The organism is Mycobacterium sp. NPDC006124 (assembly GCF_040614235.1).
Lineage (GTDB): Bacteria > Actinomycetota > Actinomycetes > Mycobacteriales > Mycobacteriaceae > Mycobacterium.
Map to the genome: position 1 here is coordinate 132,642 of NZ_JBEXUA010000011.1, position 13,600 is coordinate 146,241.

At 67.7% G+C, this 13,600-nt stretch carries 14 protein-coding genes and 1 pseudogene; 2 read left to right on the forward strand and 13 right to left on the reverse strand.

From position 1 onward, the window contains the following. Positions 1–10: 10 nt before the first annotated feature. Positions 11–1,051 carry an ImmA/IrrE family metallo-endopeptidase gene (locus ABZ195_RS21375; RefSeq protein WP_355221296.1) on the reverse strand — a complete coding sequence of 347 codons (1,041 nt, stop codon included), beginning with the start codon at positions 1,049–1,051 and terminating at the stop codon, positions 11–13. Positions 1,052–1,347: 296 nt separating this feature from the next. Beyond that, entirely contained in the window at positions 1,348–2,091 is a 744-nt protein-coding gene (locus ABZ195_RS21380) for a hypothetical protein (protein ID WP_355221298.1), read from the reverse strand. Between the two features lie 201 nt (positions 2,092–2,292). Between ABZ195_RS21380 and ABZ195_RS21385 the strand changes: the two genes are divergently transcribed. Then, entirely contained in the window at positions 2,293–3,363 is a 1,071-nt protein-coding gene (locus tag ABZ195_RS21385) for an ADP-ribosylglycohydrolase family protein (RefSeq protein WP_355221300.1), read from the forward strand. 14 nt (positions 3,364–3,377) lie between these two features. On the opposite strand, the gene ABZ195_RS21390 is transcribed toward ABZ195_RS21385, so the two are convergent. Continuing rightward, positions 3,378–3,716: a hypothetical protein gene (locus ABZ195_RS21390; protein WP_355221302.1), complete on the reverse strand. Its 339-nt coding sequence runs from the start codon at positions 3,714–3,716 to the stop codon at positions 3,378–3,380. 205 nt (positions 3,717–3,921) lie between these two features. Between ABZ195_RS21390 and ABZ195_RS21395 the strand changes: the two genes are divergently transcribed. After that, a complete protein-coding gene (locus tag ABZ195_RS21395; RefSeq protein ID WP_355221303.1) occupies positions 3,922–4,608 on the forward strand; it encodes a hypothetical protein in 687 nt (228 codons plus the stop codon). Between the two features lie 15 nt (positions 4,609–4,623). On the opposite strand, the gene ABZ195_RS21400 is transcribed toward ABZ195_RS21395, so the two are convergent. From ABZ195_RS21400 to ABZ195_RS21445, 10 genes and pseudogenes are all read right to left on the reverse strand, one after another. Beyond that, the gene (locus ABZ195_RS21400; protein WP_355221305.1) at positions 4,624–4,827 is read right to left on the reverse strand and encodes a hypothetical protein; all 204 of its coding nucleotides are present in this window, start codon (positions 4,825–4,827) and stop codon (positions 4,624–4,626) included. Between the two features lie 29 nt (positions 4,828–4,856). Then, positions 4,857–5,495, reverse strand: a complete 639-nt coding sequence (locus ABZ195_RS21405; RefSeq protein WP_355221307.1) for a hypothetical protein — start codon at positions 5,493–5,495, stop codon at positions 4,857–4,859. A gap of 2 nt (positions 5,496–5,497) precedes the next feature. Next, the gene (locus ABZ195_RS21410; RefSeq protein ID WP_355221309.1) at positions 5,498–5,833 is read right to left on the reverse strand and encodes a hypothetical protein; all 336 of its coding nucleotides are present in this window, start codon (positions 5,831–5,833) and stop codon (positions 5,498–5,500) included. 23 nt (positions 5,834–5,856) lie between these two features. Continuing rightward, positions 5,857–7,836 carry a hypothetical protein gene (locus tag ABZ195_RS21415; protein WP_355221311.1) on the reverse strand — a complete coding sequence of 660 codons (1,980 nt, stop codon included), beginning with the start codon at positions 7,834–7,836 and terminating at the stop codon, positions 5,857–5,859. 10 nt (positions 7,837–7,846) lie between these two features. Continuing rightward, a complete protein-coding gene (locus ABZ195_RS21420; RefSeq protein ID WP_355221313.1) occupies positions 7,847–8,224 on the reverse strand; it encodes a hypothetical protein in 378 nt (125 codons plus the stop codon). 9 nt (positions 8,225–8,233) lie between these two features. Further along, complete coding sequence (locus ABZ195_RS21425) at positions 8,234–8,863, reverse strand: type VII secretion target (protein WP_355221315.1); 630 nt, start codon at positions 8,861–8,863, stop codon at positions 8,234–8,236. Between the two features lie 23 nt (positions 8,864–8,886). Continuing rightward, positions 8,887–9,678 carry a hypothetical protein gene (locus ABZ195_RS21430; RefSeq protein ID WP_355221317.1) on the reverse strand — a complete coding sequence of 264 codons (792 nt, stop codon included), beginning with the start codon at positions 9,676–9,678 and terminating at the stop codon, positions 8,887–8,889. Positions 9,679–9,711: 33 nt separating this feature from the next. Next, the gene (locus tag ABZ195_RS21435) at positions 9,712–12,066 is read right to left on the reverse strand and encodes a hypothetical protein (RefSeq protein WP_355221319.1); all 2,355 of its coding nucleotides are present in this window, start codon (positions 12,064–12,066) and stop codon (positions 9,712–9,714) included. A 63-nt stretch (positions 12,067–12,129) separates the two neighbouring features. Beyond that, positions 12,130–12,528 (reverse strand): annotated as a pseudogene (locus ABZ195_RS21440) (hypothetical protein); the annotation flags it as partial. Positions 12,529–13,248: 720 nt separating this feature from the next. Next, a complete protein-coding gene (locus tag ABZ195_RS21445; RefSeq protein WP_355221321.1) occupies positions 13,249–13,584 on the reverse strand; it encodes a hypothetical protein in 336 nt (111 codons plus the stop codon). Between the last annotated feature and the right edge of the window lie 16 nt (positions 13,585–13,600).

A 13,600-nucleotide genomic window follows, 5' to 3' on the forward strand; every position in this document is an offset into this window, starting at 1 on the left:
GGGTGTCCTTCTACTTCACGACCGCGGGGGCGGTCTGCGGGAGTGCGCCGATGATGGCCTTGCAGGCCTTGTTGACGCGATCGGCGGTCGCCTGCACCTTCTTGGGATCACCTTTGGCCCAGCCGTCGATGTAGGCGAACGCGCTGCCGCCGGGCTTGAGTCCGTAGTACCGGCCGATGACGTAGGCGACGCTTTCGGCTTCGACCTCCATCGTGGGGCGCTGCCCGCCGGGACCGCTGTGGTAGTCGTGGTGGCGTTCCATGTGCCCCATCTGGACGTGTGCCAGCTCGTGAGCGAGCACGCTGGCCTGGTGGGCGTCGCTGTAGCGGGTGCTCACCACGACCTTCTTGGTGGGCTTGTCCTGGGTGTAGCCCTCCGGCCCGTCCTCGGGTAGTTCGATGCGCTCCACGGTGTAGCCGTGTGCGGCGAGCTGCTTCTCGAGTTCGGTGTGCATCTCCGGGGGCGCTTCCCCTGTTTCGCGGGTGTAGGTGACCTCGGGGCGTTGCGGCAGGGGCGGTCCGGTGGTGTCGCCTACGTCGTAGACCGGGACGCTGAGCCAACCCACCAGGACTTCCTCGTCGGTGCCGTCGGCCTTCTTCTTCTTGACGATCTGGGGTGCGCGGACCCAGATCGCCTTCGAGCCGGCGACGAGGTTGCGGTTGAACTTCTTGTTCCAGACCTTCTTCAGGCCGCCGACGAAGGTGGCGTCGGGGCGCTGCATTTTGATGAGCAGCTGGTTCTGCAGCGAGTAGTGGTGGAACTGGCTGGCGTAGTGCAGCCAGTCCTGCCACTGCTCGCCGGTGTTGAGGTTGGCGATCGCGTCGTCGATCTCGCGGCGGATGTCCTCCAGGCGCGTGCTCTTGTCGGCGAAGCTGACCGTTTTGGGTGGGGTGGGCGGCGCCGGCGCGGCCGCGGTGTCGGCGAGCGCGGACTTGAGGACCGCCTCAGCCTCCTCCAGGACCTCGACGGCGTGGGCGGAGTGGCTGTAGGCGGCTCGGGTGTCCCCGGAGCAGCGGCGCGGCCCTCCTGGGTCTGTGGTGGCGCGACACACGGTGGTACCTCCTCGGGCGTGGACGCGGGACCGCTATCGCGATAGCGCCAGCCCGGCAAGAAGAGCTGGTGTGCGTCCTATCCCTGAAGTACCGGCGTGGGCGGGTGTTTCCGTCATGTCATGGGGACCCGGATTGCGTTTCGCGCCGAGTACTCCCTGCGAATCGGCGCTGCAGGCTTCTCCAGGTCAGTGCTCACGGGCGTCGGCGGCCCCGGACGGCCCTCGCGGCACCAGCGCGTCTAGCTGCATGGACGTCATGTCCCCGCGTCCATTCGGCGCCGCGGTGGCGCCGGCTGTCACACGAAGTCGCCACCGTCGCGGATGCGTTGGCGGATCGCATCCAGCGAGACCTCGACCAGGTGGTCGTCATCGCCGAAGAATCGTTGACGGTTGTCGTGCAGGGCGGTTTCCAACGTGAGGCTGCTGGTGTGCTGGCCGAGGAACTGCGGCGCCGCTTCCAGCGGTACCAGCCCGGCGGTCTTCCAATACCGGTTGAGGCGTTCGACCGCCTCCAGCTGCTCGACGGAGGGAGCCTCATCGGCTTCGGCGTCCCAGTGCGGGTGCACGAGGACCAGTCCCGCGGAGGTGGGGATCATGGTGTCGATGGCTTGGCACAGGGCCCATGCGCCGATTCGGTGGCCACGCAGGGCGGGGTCGATGACGATCCAGAGCGCCAGCATGACGACTTCGACGGGCTCGGGGAACTGGTGCGCGAGATCGGTTCCGATCTGGTGGTCGTCGAAGAGTGAGGCGAAGCGGTCGGTGCGTAGCTTGTGGAACTTTTCGCGGTCGAGCAGCTCCTGAGCGAGGCCGTCGGTGCCGGTACGCGCCATGACGAAGTGCGCCTGGCCGATCACGACGTCGGGGTCACCCATCCGGGAGTCGAGATGGGTCATGGTGATGGCGGCCTGCCACAGCACCGTTCCGGAGTCCCAAACACTGTCGGCGGTCTCCAAATGCAGTGCCGGGCTGAACATTTCGACGGTGGCGCGGGTCGTGTCGAAAGTCGTGACGAATTCGTCGAGGTCGATCGCCGCCATAGTCGTTCTCCTGCGTGTCCGTCACCGGGGTGTTGGTGGCCAGCCCGCGGCGCACGCCAATGTGGGCCGGGCCTGCGTTGAGGCGAGGGTAACGACGCCTTCTGTCCCCTGCATGTGTCGCCGGCGACCGGGCACCCGATGTAAGCCTCTTGCGTACCGTTGTAAAGTGCTTTACATTAGTAAGGGAAGGTGAGGTGCACGATGACGACTCGAACTGCGACGCAGGTCCGCTACCGCAACGCTCTGATCGGCTTGGCCGCCGGTGACGCCTGGGGCTACCAGGTCGAATTCCGCAAGTACGCGAACATGCCCGCCTACCCGGTGCCGGCACCCAAGAAGGTGTGGCGGATCTCCGACGACACGCAGATGACGCTGGCGCTGCACGACGCGCTCGTCGACGTCGCCGATCAGCTCGACGACATCGACGTCGTGACCAAGGCCATCACCGCCCGCTTCCTGGAGTGGCAGGTCGATCGGGACAACAACCGGGCCCCCGGCACCACCTGCATGGGGTCGCTGACCCGGCTCCGTCACGGTGCGCACTGGCATGACGCCGGCGGCGCACTGCCGCGGCCGGGCTGCGGGGCGGTCATGCGGTTGCTGCCGGCCGCGCTGTGCCCGGATGACGTGTGGCTGGGTATCACCGCGCTGCAGGCGGTCCTCACCCACAAGCATCCGCGGGCGATCGCGGCCTCTCTGGTGCTCGCCGACGCGATCCGTTCGGCCACTCGGGTGCGTGGGCACTTCCTCGAACATGCGATCAGCGCGGCGATGGCGATCGTGACCGGCGAAAGCCCCTGGCTGCGTGATGACTTCCTGATCGCCGTGCTCTCCCCCATGACCTCCGACGTGGCCGGCATGCTCGCCGACGGTGTGCGTGACACGCTGCTCGATGCGCTGCTGGACGCCTACGCGGTCAAGCAGGAGCTGGCCGCCCTGTCGCCGGCCGTTTACGGCGATCCATGCACCGGCATCGGGGAGGGCTGGGAGTCCGGGTCGGCCGTGGCGGTCGCGCTGCTTGTGGCCGATATGGCGACCGCTCCTGAGCGGCGGCGCGCTGCCATCAACGGGCGGGAGGCCCTGGCGTGGGCGGCTACGAGTAACGGGGACTCGGATTCGATCGCGAGCATCGCCGGGGCCGTTATCGGGGCTTCCCACACCGGCGCAAGCTACTGGGCTGGGGTGAAGATGACCCCGCGGTTCGAGGCGCGGTACGCCAAGGCCCTGCGCCAGGCGCCGGGAGCCGCACGGAGTTTCCTCAACGCTGGCTGACATCGCCCCGAGGATCAGCGCCGTATGACGTTGAGCAGCAGCAGAAGCCACGGGGCCGGAGCGCAGACCGAGACGCTGATGATTGCGACTGCGGTGACCAATCCCGTCGGGATGGCCGATGGCCCCGAGATGGGGAACGCGGTCGCGCAGACGTAGGCGAGTACCAGGACGAAAGACAGGCCGAGCATTCCGTACGCGGCGCGTGTGATCGAGATCGGCAGCGGCTGCTCAGCGATGTTCGCATCGAGGCGGGGTGCGCCCCAGAGTGCGAATGTCAGAGCGCCGATGAGCAGGGTGCTGGACGCGAGCATCATCCAGCCATGAAGCGCGAAGAGCGTGAGGAGTTTGGTCATACCCTTCGAGTACCGCGGTGTCTGGCGATTTCCGTCGCCGGTCGTTCGGATTCCTTCAACTCTTTGCGCTGGGCGAAGTCGCCACCACAACGGACAGGCGCTTCGTGACGGGCCTGTCCTCGCGGTGGCGCCAGTTTCGGCCGAGTCCGGGTCCCCAGCCGGCCCCTCGCCGCACACGCCGGCATGTGGAGTAGACACGTATCCCGTGGAGCACGACCTGGCCGCGGTGGCCGCCCTCATCGGCTTCCTGCGAGCCGAGGGGCTGACTGATCGTCTGGCTGCGGTCGAGGAAGATCTGGTGGGTCGGTCTGGAGTGGCGGGCGCGGAGGCGGCCGCTGATCGCGGACTCACCGGTGAGATGCTCGCCGCGGCGCTAACGGTGCGTTCACAGATCGGTCGACTCAGCGACGTCATTCACGCATGCACCATCGCGCTGGCGCTTCCGCACATCCTCGAACCCGGTGAGCAGATCGCGGTGCGCCCCTCCTTGGGTGCCGGCAACGATCCCTCGCGTCCCTTCGATCTCGAAACCGATCGCCGTATCGCCGAATTCAAGGCGGCACAGTGGAATGGAAGCGACTCGTGGCGGCAGCGCACGTTGCTCAGCGATCTCGTGCACCTCGCGATGGACGAGTCCGGCCGCCGGGCGCAGCTCTATGTCGTGGGGCCGCGGCCTGCTCGTTACCTGCGGACTACGCGGAGCTCGGTCGGCAGGGTCCTTGCCCGAGCGTCCGAGCGCACGCGGGAGCGGGTGGCGGCGCGCTTCGACCTGTCGATGACGATCGCGGAGTTCACCGCGGGCCCGGCCGCTCACGTGGAGTTGATCGATCTCGGGCGCTGGCTGCCCGAGCTCGCTGACCTGGGTGCGGTCGCGCCGCCGGGTGTCGATTGATGGGGGACGTGGCGTTCAGGCTGCGTGTCGGGCGAGGTCGTCGCGGATTCGCCAGTCTTGGCCGTTGATTGCCCATCGGTCGTGTCGGGTGCGTCGCTTGTTCGCGCTGGCGTGTCGAGCGGTGCAGGGGGCGCACAGGCACCAAGCCTGTTGGCCGCCGGGGGCGCGGAAGACGATCTCGCCGGCCTGGCGGGCCTGCGCCTCGGTCGTGTGGCTCATGTTGTCGATCCTCCCGCGGTTGGTGGTGGTTAGTCCATGTCCCAGTCGGTTCCCCAGGTTCGGGAGAGGAAGTTGTTGATGGCTCCGATGGTGGAGCAGTAGATGACGCCGGGTCGGCGTGGGTCCTCGGAGATGACGGTGCCGACGACGTGGACGCCCTTGCTGCCTGGTTTGAGGCGTTCGTAGATGGGGGCGCCGCTGTCGCCGTGGTCGGCGGGCATCTGGACGGCGAACTTGGTGTCGTCGACGGATAGGACTGTGCCGCAGGTCTCCTGGGTGGTTGCGCCGTATTTGCAGACTGTGGAGCCTTCGTTGGGGACCCAGGGGTTGAGGAGGGGTTCGCGTGACATGAGGCTGTACTCGCTGGGGATGTTGGAGTAGAGCCGGATGGCGATCAGATCGGTTGCGGGATCGTGGATCTCGGGTATGAACTGGCCGATTTTGATGTTGCCGAGGCTGACTTCGGTGATGCCGTCCTTGTAGCAGTGGCCGGCGGTGTAGACGATGCTGGGGTTCTTGGGGTCGGGGAAGCTGACGGTGCACCAGCGGCCGCCGCTGGTGATCATGAAGCCGGCGGTGATGGCCAGGGCGTTGGCTGGGGTGGCTGTGGTCAAGGCGGTGATGGTGGCCATCAGGGCCGCCGCCGCAGCGGTCAGTATTCGGCGCATCGTCAGTACCGCAGGGTTTCTCGTTTGTACTGCTCGTACGCCTCGGGGGTCGGCGCGTCGGGCAGGACCTCGAAGGCTGAGGCGGGGACGGTGGTGCCGTTGGCGGCCGCGGCCGCCTCCATGCGTTCACGCACGCCGAGTCGGCCGCGCATCGAGGCGACGCTGGCGACGGCGAGGATCTCGCGGGTCAGGTTGCGTTCGTTCATCTTTCGGACGTTCTCATGCAGGAAGATGCCGTTGACGGCGCCGCCGGGGATGGTGGAGACGCCGATGGTGCGGTTGCGGTTGAAGATCTCGTAGCGGTCGGGCTGCGGGGTCTGGTCGTGGGGTGTGGACATGGGTTGTCTCCTGACGGGTGAGGTCATGATGCGCGGGATGCGGCGAGCAGTTGGCGCAGTTCGGGGTGGGTGGGCACGGGGATGGCTTGCTTGAGGTCCCAAATCAGAGCTTTGCGGTCGGTGTCGGTGACCGAGCCGGCGGCGACGAGCCAGAGGTCCTCACGCTGGGAGTAGACCCGCAGGCCGAGGCGGGCGGTCTGGTAGGCCGCGGCGAGTGCGCCGGCTGCTTGTTGCCGTTGCGCCAGTTCGGCGGCGGCGGTGCTGCAGCGGTCGATGAGTTCGTCTTTGAGTAGCTGGACCGATCGCCAGGCGTAGTCCTCGTCGGGGACGTCTTCGAATGGGGCTCCGCGGATGAGGTGCACTGCGGCGGTGAGCGCTTCGGTGCTGGCGCTTTCCGGGGTGTGGCCGACGAGGCGGTTGAATTCCTTCCAGTCGCAGAACATGTCGACGATGAGCAGGCCGCGGTTGTCGTTGCGGATGGGGTCGCTTCCGCCCATCATCTTGCGGATCTGGGTGCGCAGCTGGCGGCGGTTGGACGGGGTGACCTGAAGGATTTTCTCCTCCCACTCCGTGGAGGTGACGCCGTTGGAGGTGGCCAGCGCCATCAGCGCTTTGACGGGTTTGCGGACGCCTTGGCGGGTGACCGCGGAGTGTTTGACCGGTTCGTTGGTCTCGGCGTCTCGGCCGATGGCGTAGACCGGGCCCAGGACGTAGAGGCCGGGCTCGGTGGGTTCTTCGGTGGGCCGGCCGGGTAGCGCCGCGATCTCGTCGTCGGGGCCGTCGTCGGTGTCGTCGGTCAGGCCGGCCAGTGGAGCCGGGACGGCGGGAAGGAGCACGGGGCCGCCGTTGGGCGGTGCTGTGGGGACTGCCGGGGTGGGCTCGACCGGCACGGATCCGGCGGGGCCGCCTTGATCCGGGGACGTGTCGTCTGTGCTGGTGAGAACGGTTTCGGGGGCGGATTGGGGTGCGGATTGTTCGGGCTCTGCCGGGCCGGGTTCGGCGGGCTCTTCTGGACCGGGCAGTGGAGCTCGGATGACGGAGGTGGAGGTGAGATCCGCGATGGGGGCGGGGGTCGGGGACGCGCCGTTTGCGCTGCTCAGCGGGTCGTTTTGCGGCTCGGCCGCCGTCGGCGACGGCGCCGGAGGTGGTGCCGGGGACATGTCATCGCCGCTGGTCGGGGCCATTTCCGGTGTTTCCGCCGGGGGCACCTGCTCGAGCAGGTCGCTGCGGGCCTCGGCGGCGAACGGGTTGCTGTCCGCCTCCGGGTTCTCGTCGATGCCCGCGGTCGACGGCGCAGCGGCGGGGGCGAGGACGTTCTTGAGGTGTTGCCACTGGTGATCGGCGACTTCCATCCGTCGCCAGATCGGCCAGTAACGATTGGCCAGGTAGATGCCGGCCACCGCCTCGTTGCAGAGCACGACGTTGGCTGCGTCGACGGCCTGCGAGGACACGATGATCGGGTGCGGCTGCCCGGCGAGGGGGGCGCTGGTGTGTTCCATGCTGAAGAGCAGCGATGTCGCCTCGGGGATCAGGTGCGGGTCGTCGACGAGGTGCAGTCGCTCCGCGCCGGGCACGGCAAGTGAGGAGTCGGTGATCGCGATGATCGCCTCGGGCGTCTTCGACAATGCCTGCATCAGCCATGACCGCATGCTCAGGGCGGGGTTGGCGCCCTCGATGCCGAGGTAACTCGCCGCGGCGAGGTTGATGACCAGGACCTCGTTGCGGGAGGTGATGCCGGCGACGACGTGGTGCGAGGCCGAGTTGCTGCGCGGCAGCCACTGCGAGCGCAGCGGATGAGACCACCCCTGCTCGGCGCGGGTCCAGCGCTCCCCTTCGGGTTCGGTCGCCGGGTCGACCGGGTAGGCGGTGATCGTGGAGGCGTCGATGGACGCCGCGACCGCGCCGGCGGGCCCGAACGCCTCGATCAGCAATTGGGCGACGTTCTTCAGTGCGCCGTTTCCAGCAAGCAGCCACCGTGTCAGCTTGGCTGCTTGCTCGTTCACGCAGGTGAGTCTATCGAGGCTGGGGGCCTGTTTCGGGCTCCGCGCCGGGGGCGTTTTCCTGCTGGGCGACCACCTCGTCGAAGTCGGGCAGGTCGTGTGCCGACTGGTAGAGCGCGGCGATCTGCTCGGAGGTCTCCTGCCCGGCCGTGGTGACGAGTCGGGTGATCTCCTTAGCGATCTCGGCTGCGGTCTTACGGTCCAGGATTCCGGGCTTGAGCCACAGATCGAGCAGCTGCCCGTTCATGTCGACCTTGACGGCGATGTCCTTGTCCTCTGAAAGGCGCTCTGCGGCGATGCCTTTCATCTTCTCGATGTGCCTGAGGAGGTGGTCGTAGACCGTATCGGCGTACGCCAGCGTGTTTTTCACATCGGGGTGAATGACGGGCATGAGGGATTCCTACACCATCCTCGTCGCGTCGATGGCCCTCGCGTTGGCTTCTTCCTGCGCCTTGGTCGAGGCGATGGAGGAGCGGAGTGCGGTGGAGGTCTGCGCGTTGTGCTGGGCGAAGGCCGTGCCGGCGATTTGCTTGCTGGCCATGAACTCCTTGATCTTCAGGTAGGTGCCGAAGTTCACCTTGCCGTGGGTGGCCAGGTATCTTTCGGCGAAGTCCGGGTCCCCCGACGCCCAGTCCGCCAGTTCTTGGGCGTTGAGGTCGTGTTCCTCGGCGAATTTCTCCAACTCTGCGTAGTTGATTTGGAACGGAGCCCCCGAGGCCGCGCCGGGAGGATTACCGGCCGGTGTGCCATCGGCATTGGTGGTGTTGCTGATCGGGGCCAGGCCTCCGCCGGCGCCGGGGCCGGCGGAGGCACCGCCGGGGTCGAGGGGCTCGACGTCGGGCACCATCATCATGAGCCCGTTGTCGTCGTACTCGACGTGGTAGCCGCCAGGAACGCTGCTGCTGACCAGCTGAGCGGGAATGGGGCCGATCGCGCCGGGGCCGGCGGCGGCGCCACCGGGATCGATCACTTCGTTGTTGTCGTGCCAGCCCGGAGCGTTGAAGTCGTCGTCTGGCCAGAAGTCTGACATGAGATCTCACATCCTCGCAGTGTCTAGGTGGTGGTGGTCGGGGCGCGGAATGCGCTGGCGGAGGCCTCGTCGGTAGCTTTCGTGGAGGCGATCGATCCGCGCAGGGCGACGGCGGTGTCGGCGTTGCGCTGGGCGTACGCGCCCGCCTCGACTGCGCGACTGTCGTTGTAACCCTTGACGTTCAGGTACGTGGCGTAGGCGACTTTGCCGTGAGTGGCCAGCAGACGTTCGGCGAAGTCGGTGTCGGTTTTGGCCCATTGCGTCACCTGATCCGCCTGCTGGTCGTGGTTCTGCGCGAACCCCTCCAGCTGGTGGTAGTTGACCGCGAAGACGTCCTTGTCGGACTGGGTGTGTTCGCCGTCGGTCTCGGTGGTGTTGCTGGCCGGCCGCACACCCTTCTTCACGGCGTCGGGGCCGGGGATCCACACTCCGCTGTCGCCGAGGGGGATGTAGCCACGCGGACCCAGATCGCCGGGCCTCAGGAACTTGATGTCTTCGATCTGGATGGGCTTCTCCCCCTTGGGCGGGGTGTAGGAGCCGGGGTGGAACTCGTTGGCGCGGGGGCTGGGAATCCACACCCCGGTGCCCCTCCCGAGCTCCTGCATGCCGTAGGGCCCGAGTGCGCCGGGTGCAGTGACCTGAATGTCGCTGGCGTAGAGCGGCATCCGGACGTCTTTGTCGGTGACCGATCCCGGCCTGATCTGGTTGACGCTCGGGTCGGGGATCCATAGGCCCGGCAGCAGTTCCTGATAGCTGTTCGGGCCGAGTGCGTTGGGGTCCTGTTCGACCACATCGGCGATGTCGAAGGTGGTCACGAAACTCTCCATTCCTCAGGGGTGCTCATGGGGTTATTCCAAGCCTGCTGCGATGCGTTCGTGCTTGGTGGTGCGTGTCGCCGGCGGCGGGGCGTCGTTCTCGAACGGCGACGGTGGGGCGGCCTGCGGCACCGTGGAGCTGGGTTGCGAGGCGGGCTGTTGGGGCGGGGCCTGTTGGGGCGCCGCAGCGCCGGCAGGTCCGGGCCCGGACAGCGGGACGCTATCCGGTGGCGGCTCGGCCGGAACCGAGGTGGACGGCGGCTGCGGAGCCGGATGCGGCGCCTCGTTGGATGGCGGCGGCGCGGCGCCGGGCGGCGTGTGACCCGGCTGCGGCTGCTGCGGTGGAACCTGGGGATCGGTCAGCGGCGGCGCCGAGGTGTGCGTGGACAGGGTGGGGTCGGTTTCGGTGGGGCGGAACACGCCTTCGAAGCCCTTCTGATCCTTGAACACCTCCTCCAGTGTGTGGATCTTGCCGGCTTCGCTCGGGTCGGCGACCAGCCCCGGCGCGACCGCGACCATGGTCTTGTCCTGCCACTTCAGCACGTCCCCCGGCTGCATGTCGGAGGGATCGACCTTGGCGCCGAGGTTCTTGCCGTCTCCCGGCAGATCCAAACCCGTTGGACTGTAGGCCTTCTGGGCGGCGTCCCCGCCGGGTGAAGCCTTGTCGATGGCGTTCTGGGCCGCGTCGGCGGCCTGCTTGTTCGGCGCCTCGACGACCTTGCCGTCGGGAAGGGTGACCGTGGGTTTGGAGCCGCTGGAGTTACCCGCGGGCGTGGCCGTGGCCGCCTGGTTGCCCGCGACGGGCGGGGCCGTCCCGGCGACCGCGGCCGGTTCAGCCGGCGTGGCACCCGGCGCGGAAGGAGGCGGCGCCGCATTCGCGGGCCCCGCGTTGAGGGGGGTGATCGGGGACTTCTTGTCCTCGGGCTTGTCGGCGTCGGTCTCGGCGAGCTTGCTCAACGGCTTGACCGCTTCCGACAGCGGGGACAGCGGGTTTCCGCCCCCGCCCATCGGGTTGCCGCCACCGCCGAGGCCGCCCAAGGGGTTCATGCCGCCCAAGCCTCCGAGGGGGTTGCCGCCCATCGGCATGCCGCCACCGAACGGTGATCCGCTGTTGAGCAGGTCCTCCAGCCCCTTGTCGTCGGCCGGCGGAGCGCTCAGCGAGGGGTCCCCGGCGGACGGGATCGCCGGTGGTGGGTCACCGGCCGGGCCCATCGGTGTCGGAGGCCCGCCGGCCGGGTTGGCCGGCACGTCCTGCTGGGTGTTGGCCGCCTTCTCCACAGCGGTCTTCACGGTGTCCAGCAGGGTGGACTCAGCCTGCAGCAGTCCGTCCCAGTCGCCCTCTTCGAGGGCCTTGGCAGTGGAGTTGAAAGTTCCGATCGCGTTGTTGATGGCATCGCGGCCGGCCTTGGTCACGTTGGCCGAGTTCTCCACGGCGGTCTTGAATGCCTTTGCTGCGGCGTCGAATTCAGACTCAATGCGCTTGAAGTCGGGTTTGACGTCGTCATAGGCGTCGATGCCGGACCGTTCACCGGTGTCGGTGCTGAACGGGAACTCGGGCAGCTCGCTGGTCGCCGGCGAACCACTGCCGAACAGTTCGTAGAGACGGACGACGACGCCGGTCATCTGGTTGGGGATGTCGGGGTCGACGTCGGTGGCCCAGGCCGGGTACTCGGGGGTGCTCATCCCGTCGGGCACGTTGACCTGGGTGCTCTGCAGCGGCGGCTTGTTGCCCGGCGCCGGCGGTGCGGGCCTGCCGTCGGGTGTCTGCTGCGGGACGGGTGTCCCGGCGAGGTACTTCTCCTTGCTGATCGGGTTGCCGTTCTTGTCGAAGTACTTGTGTTGCCCTGTGGCGGGGTCGATTTGGTAGTAGTCGCCGTTGGTGTTCAGCGGCGTGAACACCCCGTTGGGCGATTCGTGCCAGCCGGGGCTGCCGGGGTAGTTGGCCGGCTGGTCGTTGAGCGGGCCGACCTGGTTGCCGCGGGAGTCGATCGGTGCGTATCTGCCGTCGCCCATCCGGCGGTAGCCGGCGGGCGCGAACGCTTGCCCTACCGGCTTGAAGTTCTGATCGGCCTTGGTGAAGGTGCCGTCGCCGTTGTTGATCCAGTTCTGATTGCTGGCGCTGTCCCGGTAGGCCAGGGTGCCGTCGGCGGGCACTCGGGTGCCGTCACCGAAGACCAGGTAGCGCTCGGCGCCGTTGTCGTCGGTGTTGTAGTGGATGTTGGGGTCGCCGTAGGCGCGCTGAGCCTTGTCGAGGTTGGTGGTCCAGTACAGGTCCTCCTTGTCGATCACGAAGTCCTGGCCCGGCGCCTCCCAGCCGCCGTTCCAGGTGAAGCGCAATCCGTCGGTCGGCTCCCACGTCGTCTGCCCGTCGAACTTGGTGCCAGTCATCGTGTCGTGATACCTCCGGGTGCGGTGAAGCGGTGAGCGTGAGAGTCGGGTGGGATGGGGTGGCTAGAGGGCATAGGTTTCGCCTCCGGTCGGGTAGCCACCACCGGTGGTGGCGATGTGCACGTGGTCGAAGTGGTTCGCGGTGATGCCGCCGCGGTTCTCCATCGGCCGTGGTGACGATCCCTCCGTGTAAATCGTCTGTCGCCAAATCGCATGATCTAGGCCGTATTTCGGGGCGTTCTGCATGGCGAAGGCGAGTACGCGGTCACCGAGGGCCTTGCCGTCGGCGCTGGAGTAGTTCGGGATCATGACGTCGATCGCCAGGCCGTTGGGGTGCCACTTGAGGGAGTCCGGCCGGACGCCGCCGATGTCGGAGATCTCGGGGAACGCGGCGCTGATCGCACGTGCCAACAGAATCGTGTTGCGCTGCAACCCTTTCTCGGATGCCACCCCCGGCGGAAGTGCGCCGTTGGGGGTGGCGCGGGCGGCCAGGCGGGTGCCCTCGGAATCCCCTCCCTTGCCCGAACCGAGTGATGACAGCATGCTGGCCGGCGCCGAGGACAGCCCGGACAGTGCACTCAGCGGGTTACCGCCGCCACCTCCTGAGCCGCCACCCATGCCGCCACCGGACCCGCCGCCCATGCCGCCACCGGACCCGCCGCCCATTCCTCCACCGGATGCGGCGGCCTTGGCCTGCTGGTAGTACTTCTGGGCCAGCGAGTCGACGAGGACGCGGCGCATTTCGGCCGGCGGCATCTGGGTGCGCACCGCGTTCGAGCCGTTGGCCACGGCGTCGGCCTTGTTCTGCAGGGACGCCAGTGCACCCATCGGGGTGCCCTCGACTGGCGCAAGGGCGTCGTCGCGGCTGACGTACTGGTTGGTCGTGTTGTCGATGTCCTCGCGTCCGGCGTTGACGTGCTGACCCGACTCGTCGACGACCGGCACCAACGACGGGTCGACCTCGGCCAGCGCTGCACTGATCTGAGCCTGACTCTTGCGGGAGAGCACCAGGTGCTCGATGAAGTCGCCGAGGCCGTTGGGCAGTGCCTCCAGGCGCTGGCCGACGTCATCGGGGATGGTCGAGGGCAGCGGCGCAGTCACGGGCGTCCCCTCTCCGAGGAGACCTCGGAGTTGGTTGAGGATCGCTGTGATCTCGTCACGAGTTGCGCCGCCCGACGTCATCTACGAAGTGGGCTCCGGTGCGGTGCCGCCTTCGGCCCCGCCGCCCTCTCCGCCGGATTCGGCGTTGCCGTCGGGGTTGCGGGGTTCCAGGGCCGCAGTGCGGGTCTGGCGGCGTGGGAGCGCCGCCCTGGGGACGCCGAGGTCGACCAGCTCGGCGGGTTTCCAGCCCGCCTCGACGCACGACTGAGCGGCCTTCTCTATGTCGGAGTCCAGGCTCTGGAGTTCGGCTTCCTTCACGGCCTTGGCGTCGAGCAGTTCGCCGAGGCGTTTCACCGAATCCAGACGCGCCGCGAGCAGCTCGTTGGCGCGCTTGGTGAAGTCGTTCTTCTTAGCCACCGGTGGGGGTTCCTTT